The organism is Rhizobacter sp. P2_D12 (genome assembly GCF_056404395.1).
Genome location: NZ_JBFUEB010000078.1, coordinates 16,080 through 31,481, shown reverse-complemented (window position 1 = coordinate 31,481; position 15,402 = coordinate 16,080). Strand labels below are relative to the sequence as shown.

Here is a 15,402-nt window from a genome sequence, read left to right as displayed (position 1 = left end):
GGGTGGGCGTTCGCGCTGGCGTTGGCTTGCATCTATGGGCCGTCAGCATCCCCCGGTCTCACGACCGGGGTTGCTGCGGCTGCGTTCCTCATCGACGCTTGGGCGAACGAAATGGGGAATCACTACGGTGGTCTGTCCGCTGCTGACGGCAGATGGCCCGGATCGTCCCTCCATCCCGACACCCTCATCCGCTGCGTCTGGGGGTGCAGACGGAACATACAAGCCCGGATGCCAATCCGGGAATCGTCAATCACGCCAGGGGCAAATCGCGGCAACGCCGCACGGGCACCTACATCGGCAGCGTGTCGGCGAAGCCGTTCGCCGGCAACGCCGGCGCGCCGTCATCGGCAGCCGCGCTGCGCCCCGTGCCCATCGGCAGGTCGACGTCCAGCTGGTGCTGCATCACCGCCTGCAGGTCGGTGCGCTTCTGCTGCAGCACCGCCATCTGCTTGTGCAGCTGCTCGATCTGCTTGCGCGCCTGCAGCGCATGCTGGCCGGCGACGTGGCGCGCCTTCTCCATCTTGTCGACCTTCTGCTGCAAGGCCTTCACCTGGCGGCCGTACCACCAATGGCAGGCGCCCCAGGTCGCGGCGCACAGCGCCAGCGTCGTGAACATGAGGATGAGCAATTGAAAAGCCTGCAACTTGGTTCCTTTGCCGGCCACCTGATGTCAAGCCGATCACCGTACGAAGGTATCAACAATTGTCGGCGCTCGGGCGTGAAGATGTGCCGGAAACACCCATCAATCGTCAGATCGACAGGGAACCATCGCGTTCAGACCCCCAGCGCCGTGCGATCGATCACATGGTTCTGCCCGCCGCGGCTCGCGATCTTGATCGCGCCGATGCGGTTGCCGAGCGTCACGCAACGCTCCAGCGTCCAGCCGCGCTCCAGGCCGTAGAGCAGGGCGGCGCGGAACGCATCGCCGCAGCCGGTCGGGTCGACCACCTCGCTTGCCGCGACACCCGGCACGTGGGTGCGCACGCCTTGCTGCCACAGCTCGCAGCCCTCGGCGCCGAGCGTGACGACGATGCCCTTCAGATGTGAACGCGACATCGCCTCGATGCTTTGCCCGGTGCGGTCGGACAGCATGCGGGCCTCGTAGTCGTTCAGCGTGACCCAGGTTGCCTGCGAAACGAAGCGGCCCAGCTCGGCGCCGTCGAACATCGGCAGGCCCTGGCCTGGATCGAAGATGAACGGGATCTTCGCGTCGGCCAGCTGCTGCGCATGCTGGAGCATCGCGTCGCGGCCGTCGGGCGCGACGATGGCGATGCGCACGCCGCGGTCGGCCGGCACGGTGGTGGTGTGCGCCGACTGCATCGCGCCCGGGTGGAAGGCGGTGATCTGGTTGTTGTCGGTGTCGGTGATGATGATCGCCTGCGCGGTGTAGCTGCCCGGCACGTTGCGCACGTACTCGGTGCTGGCACCCCACGACGCGATGCGTGCACTGTACTCCTCGTCGTCGGCGCCGACGGTGGCCATCACCAGCGGCTCGCCGCCCAGCGCCGCCAGCGTGTAGGCGATGTTGCCGGCGCAGCCGCCGAACTCGCGGCGCAGCGTGGGCACGAGGAAGGACACGTTGAGGATGTGCACCTGCTCCGGAAGGATCTGCTGCGCGAAGCGGCCGGGGAACATCGTGATGGTGTCGAAGGCCAGGGATCCGCAGATGAGGGCTGACATGGAGGCTCCAGGAGAAAGGTGGGAACGGATCAGGGGTAGAAGATCTCGACGGTGTAGCCGCTGACGCGGCGGCCGTCGGTGGACAGCAGCACCTGCAGGTTCGCTTCGCCGCCTGCCGGCACCACCGGCGACGCGACGCGGAAGTCCATCGGTGCGAGCGCACGGCGGGCCACCAGCTGGCCGCTCGGGTCGCTCAGGTTCAGGTCGATCGACGGCATCGCGAGCGCCAGGCTGCCGCGGTTGCGCAGCACGACCGAGAGCTTGTAGGCCGCACCGCCGTTGGCCGGCGACAGCGCACTGCTCTCGACCACGATGTCGTCGATGCGCCGCGGCGGGCCGATCTCGCAGTGCCACTGGCGGCAGGCCATCGCCAGCCAGGGCCGCGTGTCGGGCCACTGCGCCGCGACCAGGTCGCGGAAATGAAAGGCCGCCTGGCCGGCCGCGCTGGCCAGCAGCAGCAACGCGCACAGCGACAGCAGGCCGCGCACCCACGGGCTGCGCCAGCGTTCGCGCTGGCGTGCTTCGCGCACGAAGCCGGGGGCCGCGGGCTTGGGCGGAGCCGGGCGCGTCGGCTTGCTCGGCTTGGCCGGTGCCTTGGCGGCCGGCTTGCTGGCCGGCTTGGACTTGCGCGGCGGCTCGGTCGGTGGCCGTGCCTCGCTCTCCAGCAGGTCCATGTTGAACTGCGCGTCGGAGAAGTCGACCCGGTCGCGCTGCGCCACGCCCTGGGCCGGCGTCTGCGCGACGTCGGGCTGTTCGGGGTGGAAGAAGCGCGAATGGATGCGGTCGTCTTCGCTGAGCTGGAAGATGTCGTCGTCGTCGGGCGGGTCGGCCAGCGGCTGGAACGACGGCGTGGCCGACACCGGCGTCTGGGCCACCGGTGCGGGCACGGGCGGTGCGGGTGGGCGCCACTCGGGCGGCGCATCGCGTTCCAGGTCGAACAGCCCCTCGAGCGCGTTGAAGACCTCGTCGCAGCGGCCGCAGCGCACCCAGCCTTCAGAGACCTTGAGCTGGTCCTGGACGACCCGGAAGACGGTACCGCAGGCAGTGCAACGGGTGGCCAGGCTCATGGCGAAATCATGCCATGGCCCGCTTTCGCGCCGTCATCAGGATCCAGCCGTCTTCCTGGTCGCTGACCTCGAGCGTGCACCACTCGGCGTAGGCGGCTTTCAGTTCATCCGCCTGGCGCTCCAGGATGCCGGCCAGCACCACGTCGCCGCCGCCGGCGACGTGGGCGCACAGCAGCGGCGCCAGCAGCTTCAGCGGCGAGGCCAGGATGTTGGCCAGCACCAGCGGGTAGGCGCCGTGCGCCGCGTCGGGCAGCCCGGCGTCCAGCTGCACGCCGTTGGCAGTGGCATTGGCGCGCGTCGACTCGACGGCCGCCGGGTCGATGTCGACCGCGTCGATGCCGCGCCCGCCGTGCAGCGCCGCGCCGATCGCGAGGATGCCGGAGCCGCAGCCGTAGTCGAGCACGCGCGACCAGCCGGCCGCGCGTGCCGGCGCCTGGGTGGCGATCCAGCGCAGGCACATGCGCGTCGTCGGGTGCGTGCCGGTGCCGAAGGCGAGGCCGGGATCGAGGCGGATCACGGTGCGCGCGGCGGCCGGCGGCTCGTGCCAGGTCGGCACGATCCAGAACGTGTCGGTGACCGGCACCGGTGCGAACTGCGATTGCGTCAGCCGCACCCAGTCCTGGTCCTCGACCTTCTGCAAGGCCTGCAGCTGCAGTCCTTCGGTCCAGTCCTGCGCGAGCAGCAGCGCCGCCGCCTCGGTGGCGGTGTCTTCCTGCGCGAACAAGGCCTTCAGCACCGAGCGTTGCCAGCCGCCGCGCGGCGCCGGCATGCCCGGCTCGCCGAACAGCGCGTGCTCGGCCTCGGTGTCGGCATCGGCGTCCTCGACCGAGACCGACAAGGCGTCGAGTTCATCCATCAACGCGTCGGACACCGGCTCGACCAGGTCCTCGGGGACCAGAAGAAGAAGCTCAAACATCAGCAGCAGACCTGTGCAAGCGTAGCGACGCGACTGGGGCTCACCTTTTATGCTGGCTCATCCAGCCTTCCAGATAGTGGATGCTGGTGCCGCCCTCGACGAACTTGGCATCCACCATCAGCTCGCGGTGCAGCGGGATGTTGGTGAGGATCCCCTCGACCACCGTCTCCGACAGCGCGATGCGCATGCGGGCCAGCGCCTGTTCGCGCGTGTCGCCGTGCGTGATGATCTTGCCGATCATCGAGTCGTAGTTGGGCGGCACGAAGTAGTTGGCGTAGGCATGCGAGTCGACGCGCACGCCCGGGCCGCCCGGGGCGTGCCAGGTCGTGATGCGGCCCGGCGACGGCGTGAACTTGTACGGGTCCTCCGCGTTGACGCGGCATTCGATCGCGTGCCCGCGCATCTGGATCTGGCGCTGCTGGAACGGCAGTTTCTCGCCGGCCGCGACGCGGATCTGCATCTGCACGATGTCGATGCCGGTCACCAGCTCGGTCACCGGGTGCTCCACCTGCACGCGGGTGTTCATCTCGATGAAGTAGAACTCGCCGTTCTCGTACAGGAACTCGAAGGTGCCGGCGCCGCGGTAGCCGATGCGCTTGCAGGCGGCGGCGCAGCGGTCGCCGATCTTCTCGATCACGCGGCGCGGGATGCCCGGCGCCGGCGCCTCCTCGATGATCTTCTGGTGGCGGCGCTGCATCGAGCAGTCGCGCTCGCCCAGCCAGACGGCATTCTTGTGCTCGTCGGCCAGCACCTGGATCTCGATGTGGCGCGGGTTCTCGAGGAACTTCTCCATGTAGACGGCCGGGTTGYCGAAGGCCGCACCGGCCTCGGCGCGCGTCGTCTGCACCGCGTGGATCAGCGCCGCCTCGGTGTGCACGACGCGCATGCCGCGCCCGCCACCGCCGCCGGCCGCCTTGATGATCACCGGGTAGCCGACCGCGCGGCCGATCTTGATGATTTCCTTCGGGTCTTCGGGCAGCGCGCCTTCGGAGCCGGGCACGCAGGGCACGCCCGCCTTGATCATCGCCTGCTTGGCCGACACCTTGTCGCCCATCGTGCGGATGGCGTCCGGCGTCGGGCCGATGAAGACGAAGCCGCTCTGCTCGACGCGCTCGGCGAAGTCCGCGTTCTCGGACAGGAAGCCGTAGCCGGGGTGGATGGCCTCGGCGTCGGTCACCTCGGCGGTCGAGATGATGGCCGGCATGTTGAGGTAGCTCGCGGACGACGCCGCCGGGCCGATGCACACCGCCTCGTCGGCCAGCTTGACGTACTTGGCGTCGCGGTCGGCCTCGGAATAGACCATGACGGACTTGATGCCCATCTCGCGGCACGCTCGCTGAATCCGCAGGGCGATCTCGCCTCGGTTCGCGATCAGGATCTTCTTGAACATGCGCGAGGCCTTATTCGATGATGAACAAGGGCTGGCCGAACTCGACCGGCTGGCCGTTGGCGCACAGGATCTTGGTGACGGTGCCGGACTTGTCGGCCTCGATCTCGTTCATGATCTTCATCGCCTCGATGATGCAGATCGGCTCGCCTTCCTTGACCGTGCTGCCCACCTCGACGAAGGGCTTGGCGCCGGGACTGGCGGCGCCGTAGAAGGTGCCGACCATCGGCGACTTGACGGTGTGGCCGGCGGGCGCAGCCGGGGCTTCCGCCGGGGCGGCAGCCGCTGCTGCGGCGGCCGGGGCGGCCGCGACGGGGGCCAGCACCGGTGCGGCGTAGGTGACGGGGCCTGCGGCCACGGCGGACGGATCCGACTTCACGATCCGGACCTTGCCGTCCGCTTCGGTGATCTCCAGTTCGGAAATGTTCGACTCCGATACCAGGTCGATCAGGGTCTTCAGTTTGCGCAGGTCCATGGGTTCTCCAACTTCTGTCGTCGTTGTTGTCTCGGGCGCACGCGACCCCGGTCGGGCCGCGGGCGCCCCGGGGTCAGGCCGCCCGGTTCGAGCGGCGCTTCGCGTCGCGTGCCAGCACGTGGCGCAGGGCGCAGGCATAGCCGTCCGCGCCCAGGCCGACGATCACGCCGTCGGCCAGGTCCGAGAAATAGGAATGGTGGCGAAAGGCTTCCCGCTTGTGCACGTTCGACAGGTGCACCTCGATGAACGGGATCGCGACACCGGCCAGCGCATCGCGCAACGCGACGCTGGTGTGGGTGAACGCCGCCGGGTTGATGATGATGAACTGCGTGCCGTCGAGCCGTGCGGCCTGCACCCGGTCGACCAGCGCCCCTTCGTGGTTGCTCTGGAAGCTGCTCAGCGTCGCGCCTGCCTGCGTGGCGATCTCGGCGAGATCTGCATCGATCTGCGCCAAAGTCATCGAACCATAGACCTCCGGCTCGCGGGTGCCGAGCAGGTTCAGGTTCGGACCGTGCAGGACCAGGATGTGCATGAAGCGGGTGTCAGGCGCCTTGGCAGGCCGCCTGGAATTTTTGCGAAGGCTGAACTTTACGCGCTTTAGGGGCCGAAGACAGCAAAATGCAAAAAACTCGGCCGGACGTTCGTCAGGCCGGCTGTTGTGCCCAGTTCGACAGGTCTTGCTCGCTCACGCTGCCCAGTTTGCGCGCGATGATGCGCCCGTCGCGGCCGAAGACGGCGCTGAAGGGCAGGCCGCCGCGCTCGTTGCCGAGCGTTCGCGCGAGGTCGACACCGGTCAGCCCGGCCAGCCCGACCGGAAACCCGACCGGCAGCTTCCGCAGGAACTCGCGCACCGGCGTCGGGCTGTCGACCGCCAGGCCGACGACGCGCCAGCCCTCGGCCTGCCGGGCGCGCTGGAAGGCGTCGAGCAGCGGCATTTCCTTGACGCAGGGCGCGCACCAGGTGGCCCAGAAGTTGAGCAGCAGTGGCTGCCCGCGCAAGCCGGCCATCTGCAGCGTGCCGCCATCGGGCCGGTCGAACTGCAGGTCCCAGAGCGCCTGTTCGGCCGGCGGCAGCGCATTGCGCTGTTCGCGCCACCAGCCGAAGCCGGCGCCGGCGGCCAGCGCGACGCCGGCCACGCCGAGGGTCAGCGCATGGCGGCGGTTCATGCCGGCTCCGCGGACATCAGGCGCCGCAGCGCGGCCAGGTCGCCGCGCTCGCTGCGCCCCCGGCTGTCCGGCTTGAGGGCACCGCGCAGGTCGTCGCGGTCGAGGATCGTCAGGTGCACCGTGACTTCTTCGCCGAGCGCCGCGCTCGGGCTGCTGACCGTCAGGACGTCGATCGGCTCGCGGCGGGGCCCGTCGAGGCTGCCGACGTCGTACGGCACGCGGCGGTCGATCAGGGCCAGTTCAGCCTCCTTCGAGTCGTCGCAGAACAGCTCGATGCGCACGCTGTTGAGCCGCGTCGCGGTTCCGCGCCAGACCGCGCCGTGCAGGTGGGGCCGGAACGCCTCCAGCCGTTCCATCCAGGCCAGCGCCACTTCACGCAGCGCCCGCAGCTCGGCCAGCTGGGTGTCGGCGCAGAAGAGTGCAATGTAGGCCCGCACCTCGTCTTCGACCTGGTCGTTGTCGGGCAGGTCGACCGAGCGGGTGCTGCGCTTGCCGAGATCGCGCGCCGCGCGGCGTTTCGCCGGCCCGTACTCCATGCCTTCCTCGACGATGAGCCGTGCCGCGGCGCTCGCCAGTTCGTCGGTCAGGGAAGGTGCCATCCGGGGATTCTAGGGCGCGGCATCGCCACGCTAGGGCAACTCCACCGCCCCCATCCGGGCCGCCACGGTGCCCGCGCGCCCGACGACGTAGGCCGAGCCCGGCCGCTTCTCGAAGCGCTTGGGCGCCGGCAGCATCACCGCCAGCCGCGCCGCCTGCAGCGTGCCGAGCCCGGCGGCATCGACCCGGAAGTAGTGCCGCGCCGCCGCCTGCGCCCCGAACACCCCTTCGCCCCATTCGACGTTGTTCAGGTAGATCTCCAGGATGCGCTGCTTCGACAGCAGCCCCTCCAGCATGAAGGTGATGACGAACTCCTGCGCCTTGCGCGGCAGGCTGCGCTCGCTGCCGAGGAACAGGTTCTTCGCCAGCTGCTGGGTGATGGTCGAGCCGCCGATGATCTTCGGCTCGGCCCGCCGCGCCGGCGCCGCGTGCGGCTTCGCCGGCCGCTGCTCCAGGCGTTCGTTGATCTTCCCGGCCCGGGCCTCGGCGCGCTGGTTCTTTTCCCAGGCCTTCTCGACCGCGTCCCACTCGACCCCGCTGTGCTCGGTGAAGCCGGCATCCTCGGAGGCGATCACCGCGCGCTTCAGGTGGTCGGAGATGCGCTCATACGGTTGCCACTGCTGGCTCCACGGCAACTCGTGCTTCTCCGCCAGCAACCGCCAGGCTTCCGAGCGCTGGAAGGTGGTGGATTCCGGGTCGACCACCGCCATCAGCGCGACCCGCGCGAGAAAGTACAGCTGCAGCGCCAGCGCGGACAGCAGCAGCAGCGCGACCAGGCGCGCGCCCTGTCGGATCGCGGCCTTCATCGCTGGGCAGCGGAAAGGCGGGCCTGCAGCGCGGCCAGCACCGGCTTCGTGTCCGGGCGCATCCCGCGCCACACGAAGAAGGCCTCGCCGGCCTGCTCGACCAGCATGCCCAGCCCGTCGCGGCCGACCGCGCCGTGTTGCGCAGCCCATTCGACGAAGCCCTGCGCGGCCGGCCCGTACATCATGTCCAGCGCCAGCGCGCCCGGCCGCAGCACGCGCGGCGACACCGGGATCGCGGCCCCTTGCATGCTGCTCGCGCTGGCGTTGACCACGACGTCGAAGCGTTCGCCGCAGCCGTCCAGCGTCGCGGCCGCGAGCGCGACCCCCATTCCATCGGCCAGCGCCGCGTGGCGCGCCACCAGCGCCTGCGCCTTGTCGACGCTGCGGTTGGCCAGCACCAGCTGCACCGGCCTGGCTTCCAGCAGCGGGCCGAGCGCACCCGATGCGGCACCGCCCGCGCCGACCACCAGCACGCGCTGCCCGGCGAGCGGGCGCGCCGCGTTCTGCTCGATGTCGCGCACCAGCCCGCAGCCGTCGGCGTTGTCGGCCAGCCAGCCGTCCGCATCGAAGCGCAGGATGTTGGCCGCACCCGCCAGCGTCGCGCGCGGCGTGCGGTGCACCGCCAGCGCGAACGCGTCGAACTTGAACGGCACCGTGATGTTGCAGCCGCGCCCGCCGCCGGCCGCGAAGGCGCGCACCGTGTCGGCAAAGCCGTCCATCGGGCACAGCAGCCGGTCGTACTGCAGCGCCTGCCCGGTCTGCTCGGCAAAGCGCGCATGGATGAACGGCGACTGGCTGTGCTCCACCGGGTTGCCGGCGACGACGTAGCGGTCCATGGGGTCAGCGTTGCGCCGGGGCGCTCAAGGTGGTTTCCAGGCCCTCTTCGCGCGTGAAGCGAAAGCGCGAGGTGATGACCAGCTGGTCGGCGCGCTTGCGCATCTCGGGGCTGAACTGGCCGAACGGCGCGGCGGCGCGCACGATCGCGATCGCCCGCTTGTCCAGCAGCGGCGACTTCGACGGCCGCACGATCTCGGTGTCGAGCACGCGGCCGCCGGCGTCGATGGTGATCACCATCATCAGGTCGCCATAGATCTTCTTGCCCTGCGACTCGGGGAAGTTGCGCGTGCCGCGGTCTTCGATCTTGCGGCGCAGCGAGTCGTAGTAGATCGCGTACAGCTCCTCGCGCGTGGCCGGGCTGATGTAGCGCTTCTTCGGCCGCGAGTTCTCCTCGTTGATGCGCTTCTCGATCTCGGCCAGCAGCTGCAGCAGCTGGCGGCGGCGCTCTTCCTGCGCACGCGCGGCCGGGTCGCCGCGGTCGCGCTTCGGGTCGGGCGCCGGCAGGTAGGCCAGTTCGCGGCGGATCTGCGCCAGCAGCTGCTGCTGCGTCTCCTGCAGCTGCTCGATCTGCTTGTGCGCGTCGTCGGCCGAATCGCCCAGTTCGATCAGCGGCGACGACGGCAGCGGCGAGGTCGCGCGCCCGCGCTCGGCCTCGCCGCCGCCGGCCAGGTTGCGCTGCGCGATCGCCTGCGCCTTGGCCGGCGCCTCGGCCGAGCTGCCGTTGACCAGGATGACTTCCAGCGGCGTGTCCTGGAACACGCGGTTGAAGCCCTCGGGGTCGACGAAGCGCACCACCAGCAACAGGGCGTGCACGCCGATCGACACCGCGAGCGCGATCTGCAGGGTGGTGAATTTCTTCAGCATCTCGGCAAGGTTCAGGCGGCGGGGGTCGGGACTTCCTCGTCGACGGCGTCCGCCTGCACGTCGATCGCGAGCGTCAGCGGACCGGCCGCGACTTCCTCGCTCTCGACCTCGGCTTCGGCCTCGTCGACCGTCTTGTCGTCCTGCGTCGTCGCCGGGTCGTCCAGGCGCGCCAGCACGCTGGCGTGGACGTCCAGCGTCAGCAGGTCGGTGCCGGTGATGCGCACCCGCACGTGCGCGCCGCGCGGCAGCCGTTCGGCGCCGACGGCACGGAACACCAGCGGCAGCGTGTCGGCGCGCACCAGGCCTTCCTTCATCACCGCAGCGTCGAGTTCGTGCACCTCGTTCTGCTCGAGGTACTTGAGCGTCCAGTAGCGCTCGATGCCCGACTGGAAGCCGTTGTAGGCGCCGTAGGCGGCGTCGAAGCTGGAAATGATGGAGAACAGCGCCGCATCCTTCGGCTTGAACGGGGCGGCCAGCGCCGCCGTGCGGCCGTGCCGCGCGCAGGCGATGATCTGCCACTGGTTCAGCAGGTCGACGTAGCGGCGCAGCGGCGAGGTGGCCCAGGTGTACTGCGCCACGCCCATGCCGGCGTGCGGCGCGGCCTTGGTGCCCATGCGCACCTTGACGCCCGGCGCCATGCTGGCCTGGCTGCGGTAGATCCCGGGCACGCCCAGCTCGTGCAGCCAGCCGCCCCAGGTGCTGTTGGCCAGGATCATCGCCTCGGCGACGATCAGGTCGAGCGGCGAGCCGCGCTGGCGCGTGCCGATGCTCACGCGCTCGTCGCCGCGCGGCTCGGCGCCGTCGTTGCCTTCGAGCTTGAAGTTGTAGTCGGCGCGGTTGAACAGCTCCGGCTTGCCGCGCACCACCTCGCGCGCCGCCTTCAGGTGGCGGGCCAGCCGGAAGCAGAAGCCGAGCTCGGGCGCGAAGTCGTAGGCGGCCGGCGCGTCGCCGGTCAGCGTGGCCTCGGTGATGACCGCGTCGAGCTGGTCGTGCCGCAGGTTGGCGGCGATCGGCACGCGCTCGAGCCGCGTCTCGGTGGCTTTCACTTGCAGCGTGGCCTCGTCGAAGCTGACGTACAGCGACACCGACGGGCAATCGCGCCCGGCCTGCAGCGTGTAGGCCTGCACCACGTCGTCGGGCAGCATCGTCAGCTTGTAGCCCGGCATGTAGACGGTGGACAGCCGGTCGCGCGCGACCTTGTCGATCGGGCCGTCGGGTGCGATCGCCAGGCTGGGCGCGGCGATGTGCACGCCGAACACGACAGTGCCGCTGCCCAGGCCCTGCACCGACAGCGCGTCGTCGATCTCGGTGGTCTGCGAATCGTCGATCGAAAAGGCCTGCACCGCCGCCACCGGCAGCACGTCCTTGATGGCCGGCGCCGACAGCGCCGGGAAGCCGGTGCCCTTCGGGAAGTTCTCGAACAGGAAGCGCCGCCAGTGGAACTGGTAGGGCGAGTCGATCGCGCCGGCGGCCGTCAGCAGGTCGAGCGGCGCCTTCTGTGCACGGCGCGAGGCTTCGACGACGGCCTTGTACTCGGCGGCGTTCTTGTCGGGGCGGAACAGGATCTTGTAGAGCTGCTCGCGCACCGGCGCCGGGCACTGGCCGGCTACCAGCTCGGCGGCCCAGGCGTCGATCTGCGCGGCCAGCTGCTTCTTGCGCTCGATGCCCAGCAGCGCGGCCTTGACGATGTCTTCCGGCGCCTTCTTGAACTGGCCCTTGCCGAGCCGGCGGAAGTAGTGCGGCGCCTCGAACAGCCGGAACAGTGCGGCCGCCTGCTTCTCGACGCCGGCGCCGGCCTCGAAGTAGTCGCGCGCCAGGTCGGCGAAGCCGAACTCGGTCTCGGGCGCGAATTCCCAGGCCAGGTCGAGGTCGATCTCGCGCGCGAGCCGCTGGCCCTCGGCGATCAGCTCGGCGGGCAGCGGTTTCTCGAACTTCAGCAGCACGTTGGCCGCCTTCACCTTCACGCGCTTGCCGGAGTCGAGCTCGATCTGCATCGAGCTGTCGGCTTCGGTCATCACGCGGCCGGCGAGGAACTTGCCGGCGTCATCGAACAATGCGTACATGGGCGGGATTGTCGCCTGAAGCCCGTGCCCTTCAGGGGGCGGGCGCGAGCTTCAGGAAATGCATCAGGTGGGGCAGGTGGTGTTCGAAACCGGTCAGCGCGTGGTCGCTGCCTTCGACGATGCGCAGGTGGGCGCCGCGGTAGCGCTCGCTCATCTCGCGCCAGTCGAGCACCTCGTCGCCGGTGGCGATGACGGCGAAATAGCGCGACGGCTGCGCCAGCACCGGCGGCGCCATCGCCCGCAGCTGGTCGACGTAGGCCGGCACGAACCAGAAGCGCTCGTCGCTGTGCCAGGCCTTGGTTTCGCCGATGTGGGCCGCCAGGTCGCGCGCGGGGTCGACCGCCGGGTTCAGCAGCACCGCCGGGCACTGCAGCCGCTCGGCCAGCACGGTGGCGTAGAAGCCGCCCAGCGAGCTGCCGATCACCGCCATGCCATCGCGCGGCCAGCGTGCCACCCCGGCCAGCAGGCCGTCGACGGCTTCCTGCGGCGACGGCGGCAGCTGYGGGCACCGCCAGGTGACGCGCGGCGCGTGCCGGCGCACCCAGGCCTCGACCAGGCGTGCCTTGGTCGATTGCGGGGACGAGCGGAAACCGTGCAGGTAGAGGAGGTGGGTGGTCATGGGAAACGCCACGAAAACGCCGCGAAAGGCACGGAACCTGCGGGGCGCGAGCGAGTCTAGCTCGGCGCTCCGCGCCCCGAGCGACCCCGCCGCACGCTCTACACTTTGTTTCGTCGCGCCGTTGCCTCGCGCCTCCCATCCGACGACCGCCCCTTCACAAGGAATCCGTTGACGTGAAAGCCCCCTTGTTCCCCGCGACCCCCGCCGGCCTGTCGCTCGTGCTCGCCGGTTTCCTGCTGCAGGGCTGCGTCACCACCGCGCCGCCCATCGTCGTGGTGGCCCCGGCCGGTGCCGCGTCCGCCCCGGTCAGCGCCGCGGCGGCGGCCGCCGCCGCATCGGCCGCCTCGGCGCCCGGTGCAACCATCGTGCGGCTCGACCCGGCCGCGCCCAAGCCCTTCGACGAAGTCATCAAGGGCGCGACGCGCCAGGATGGTTTCGTGCCGGTGTGGCGCAAGGACGAGAAGACCTGGCTCGAGATCCCGGTCGAGCGCCTCGACCAGCCCTTCCTGCTGTCGATCAACATCTCCAACTCGGTCGGCGAGCGCGGCCTGTACGCGAGCCAGATGGGGCCGCAGTGGCTGGCCAGCTTCCGCAAGATCGGCAGCAACCTGATCCAGCTGGTGGCGCTGAACACCAGCTACGTCGGCACCACGCCGGCGATGCGCGCGAGCGTCGAGCAGGCCTTCTCGAACAGCCTGCTGGGCGCGGCCAGCATCGTCAGTGCGCCGCACCCGCAGCGCAAGTCGGTGCTGGTCGATGCCAACTTCCTGCTGTCCGACATGCCGGGCTACTCGACGGCCATCGAGACCGCGTTCCGGCTGCCGTACGCGCTGGACCGCGGCAATTCGTTCTTCGAGCGCATCCGCACCACCGACGACATCACGACGCTGAATGCGCGCATGCATTTCGCGACCTCGCGGCTGCCCGCGCCGCCGCTGGTGCCGAGCCCGGTGCCGACCCCGCCGCCGCCGTCGACCACGCCCGATCCGCGCAGCATGTTCGTCGGTTTCGTCTACAACTTCACGAAACTGGCCGAACCGATGGCGCCGCGCAAGACCGACCCGCGGCTCGGCCACTTCTTCGACGTCGTCACCGACCTCACCAGCGACGCCAAGGCCAACCCGCGGCTGCACTACGTGAACCGCTGGCGCCTCGAGAAGAAGGATCCGCAGGCCGCGCTGTCCGAGCCGAAGCAGCCGATCGTCTACTGGCTCGACAAGAACATCCCGGTGCAGTACCGCGGCGCGGTCGAGGCCGGCATCCTCGAGTGGAACAAGGCCTTCGAGCGCATCGGCTTCAAGGATGCGATCGTCGTCAGCCAGCAACCCGACGACGCCGACTGGGACAACATGGACGCGCGCCATGCGTCGATCCGCTGGTTCACCGGTGCCGACGTCGGCTTCGCGATCGGGCCCAACCACTCCGATCCGCGCACCGGCGAGATCATCGATGCCGACATCGGCATGAGCGACGTGTTCGGGCGCAGCGCGCGGCGCTTCCTGGTCGAGGACGTCGGGCATGCCGCCGCCGCCGCACCCGCGGCCTTCGCCCCCTGGAACAAGCCGCAGGGGATGGACTACTGCAACTACGCGCAGGAAGCCGCGCTGGAGATGGATTTCGCGCTCGACCTGCTCGAGGCGCGCGGCGAGATCGCGCCGGACGGCCCGGAGGCCGATGCCTTCGTGCTGTCGCGCATCAAGGACGTCGTGATGCACGAGGTCGGCCACACGCTCGGGCTGAAGCACAACTTCAAGGCCTCGACGGTGGTCACGCGCGCGCAGCTGCAGGACAAGGGCTTCACCGAGAGCAAGGGCATCTCCGGTTCGGTGATGGACTACAACGCCTACAACCTGGCGCTGTCGGGCGAGAAGCAGGCGAGCCTGAACAACACCACGCTCGGGCCGTACGACTACTGGGCGATCGAGTACGCCTACAAGCCGATCGCGCCGGCCGACGAGGCGGCCGAGCTGTCGCGCATCGCGTCGCGCAGCACCGATCCGCTGCTGGCGTATGCCGACGATGCCGAGGCCGGCGGGCAGCGCGGCAACGACGGCATCGATCCGCTGGTCAACCGCTTCGACCTCGGCGACGACCCGCTGGCCTACTACGAGAAGCGGCTGCAGCTGTCGCGCGAGCTGTGGCAGCGCGTGCAGGACCGCGTGCCGCAACCGGGCGACGAGGCGACGCGCCAGCGTCGCGTGCTGCTGAGCGGCTTCCAGCAGCTGGGCCGTGCGGCCGACCTGGTCGGCAAGTACGTCGGCGGCATGAACACCGTGCGCGACCTGCCGGGCTCGACCCGGCGGCCGGCCTATGCGCCGGTGGCGCCGGCCAAGCAGCGCGATGCGCTGCAGTTCCTGGCCCGGGGCTTGTTCAATGCCGACAGCTTCCGCTTCAAGCCGCAGTTCCTGTCCAGCCTGTCGCCCGACTACAACGAGTGGGACCGAGGCGGGCCGGTCAGCATCCCGGCGGCGGTGCTGCAGGTGCAGGTGACGGCGCTGGACCGGCTGATGAGTGCCGGCACCGCGTCGCGGCTGCTCGACCTGCCGCTGTACGTGGGGGATGCGAACAAGCGCAGCATCATCTCGCTGGCCGAGGTGTACGGCACGCTGCAGTCGTCGGTGTGGAGCGAGCTGAAGACCGGCAGCGACATCGACCGGCTGCGCCGCAACCTGCAGCGCGAGCACCTGCGCCGCGTGCAGGGCCTGCTGACGCGGGGAGCGGGCACGTTGCCGCCGGACGCGCTGAGCCTGGTGCGGATGGAGGCGGTGGAGCTGCAGGGGCAGCTGCGCGGGGCGGTCAACAGCCCGAAGCTGTCGGTGGAGAGCCGGGCGCACCTGCAGGACAGCCTGTCGACGCTGAACGAGGCGCTGAAGGCGTCGATGCTGCGGAGCTGACCCGGATGCAGCGCAGCGGAATCCGGGGGCC

15 protein-coding genes are annotated in these 15,402 nt (G+C 70.0%); 1 reads left to right on the top strand and 14 read right to left on the bottom strand.

What is annotated here, in order from left to right:
• Window positions 1–289: 289 nt before the first annotated feature.
• The 14 genes from AC1DYN_RS23085 to AC1DYN_RS23020 form a co-directional block, all read right to left on the bottom strand.
• Window positions 290–628: a hypothetical protein gene (locus tag AC1DYN_RS23085; protein WP_477963456.1), complete on the bottom strand. Its 339-nt coding sequence runs from the start codon at window positions 626–628 to the stop codon at window positions 290–292.
• Window positions 629–774: 146 nt separating this feature from the next.
• A complete protein-coding gene (locus AC1DYN_RS23080; RefSeq protein ID WP_477963455.1) occupies window positions 775–1,680 on the bottom strand; it encodes a carbohydrate kinase family protein in 906 nt (301 codons plus the stop codon).
• Between the two features lie 29 nt (window positions 1,681–1,709).
• Complete coding sequence (locus tag AC1DYN_RS23075) at window positions 1,710–2,747, bottom strand: zinc-ribbon and DUF3426 domain-containing protein (protein WP_477963454.1); 1,038 nt, start codon at window positions 2,745–2,747, stop codon at window positions 1,710–1,712.
• A gap of 7 nt (window positions 2,748–2,754) precedes the next feature.
• Window positions 2,755–3,663 (bottom strand): 50S ribosomal protein L11 methyltransferase, encoded by a 909-nt coding sequence (gene prmA, locus AC1DYN_RS23070; RefSeq protein WP_477963453.1) that lies wholly within the window; start codon window positions 3,661–3,663, stop codon window positions 2,755–2,757.
• A gap of 40 nt (window positions 3,664–3,703) precedes the next feature.
• Window positions 3,704–5,053 carry an acetyl-CoA carboxylase biotin carboxylase subunit gene (gene accC / locus AC1DYN_RS23065; protein WP_477963452.1) on the bottom strand — a complete coding sequence of 450 codons (1,350 nt, stop codon included), beginning with the start codon at window positions 5,051–5,053 and terminating at the stop codon, window positions 3,704–3,706.
• 10 nt (window positions 5,054–5,063) lie between these two features.
• A complete protein-coding gene (accB, locus tag AC1DYN_RS23060; RefSeq protein ID WP_477963451.1) occupies window positions 5,064–5,525 on the bottom strand; it encodes an acetyl-CoA carboxylase biotin carboxyl carrier protein in 462 nt (153 codons plus the stop codon).
• 73 nt (window positions 5,526–5,598) lie between these two features.
• Entirely contained in the window at window positions 5,599–6,057 is a 459-nt protein-coding gene (aroQ, locus tag AC1DYN_RS23055) for a type II 3-dehydroquinate dehydratase (RefSeq protein ID WP_477963450.1), read from the bottom strand.
• Between the two features lie 112 nt (window positions 6,058–6,169).
• Window positions 6,170–6,691 (bottom strand): TlpA family protein disulfide reductase, encoded by a 522-nt coding sequence (locus AC1DYN_RS23050; protein ID WP_477963449.1) that lies wholly within the window; start codon window positions 6,689–6,691, stop codon window positions 6,170–6,172.
• Window positions 6,688–7,290 carry a hypothetical protein gene (locus AC1DYN_RS23045; protein WP_477963448.1) on the bottom strand — a complete coding sequence of 201 codons (603 nt, stop codon included), beginning with the start codon at window positions 7,288–7,290 and terminating at the stop codon, window positions 6,688–6,690. Before AC1DYN_RS23045 ends, AC1DYN_RS23050 begins: the two co-directional genes overlap by 4 nt.
• A 30-nt stretch (window positions 7,291–7,320) precedes the next feature.
• Window positions 7,321–8,094, bottom strand: coding sequence for a transglycosylase domain-containing protein (locus tag AC1DYN_RS23040; protein WP_477963447.1), 774 nt, complete (start codon window positions 8,092–8,094; stop codon window positions 7,321–7,323).
• On the bottom strand, window positions 8,091–8,930 hold the full coding sequence (gene aroE / locus AC1DYN_RS23035) for a shikimate dehydrogenase (protein WP_477963446.1): 840 nt from the start codon (window positions 8,928–8,930) through the stop codon (window positions 8,091–8,093). The genes AC1DYN_RS23040 and aroE overlap by 4 nt, the downstream gene beginning before the upstream one ends.
• A 4-nt stretch (window positions 8,931–8,934) precedes the next feature.
• Window positions 8,935–9,795 (bottom strand): TonB family protein, encoded by an 861-nt coding sequence (locus AC1DYN_RS23030; RefSeq protein WP_477963445.1) that lies wholly within the window; start codon window positions 9,793–9,795, stop codon window positions 8,935–8,937.
• A gap of 11 nt (window positions 9,796–9,806) precedes the next feature.
• Complete coding sequence (locus tag AC1DYN_RS23025; RefSeq protein WP_477963444.1) at window positions 9,807–11,858, bottom strand: ribonuclease catalytic domain-containing protein; 2,052 nt, start codon at window positions 11,856–11,858, stop codon at window positions 9,807–9,809.
• Window positions 11,859–11,889: 31 nt separating this feature from the next.
• The gene (locus tag AC1DYN_RS23020) at window positions 11,890–12,477 is read right to left on the bottom strand and encodes a YqiA/YcfP family alpha/beta fold hydrolase (protein ID WP_477963443.1); all 588 of its coding nucleotides are present in this window, start codon (window positions 12,475–12,477) and stop codon (window positions 11,890–11,892) included.
• A gap of 173 nt (window positions 12,478–12,650) precedes the next feature.
• Here AC1DYN_RS23020 and AC1DYN_RS23015 point away from each other — a divergent pair, with 173 nt between their 5' ends.
• On the top strand, window positions 12,651–15,371 hold the full coding sequence (locus tag AC1DYN_RS23015; protein ID WP_477963442.1) for a zinc-dependent metalloprotease: 2,721 nt from the start codon (window positions 12,651–12,653) through the stop codon (window positions 15,369–15,371).
• Window positions 15,372–15,402: the final 31 nt, after the last annotated feature.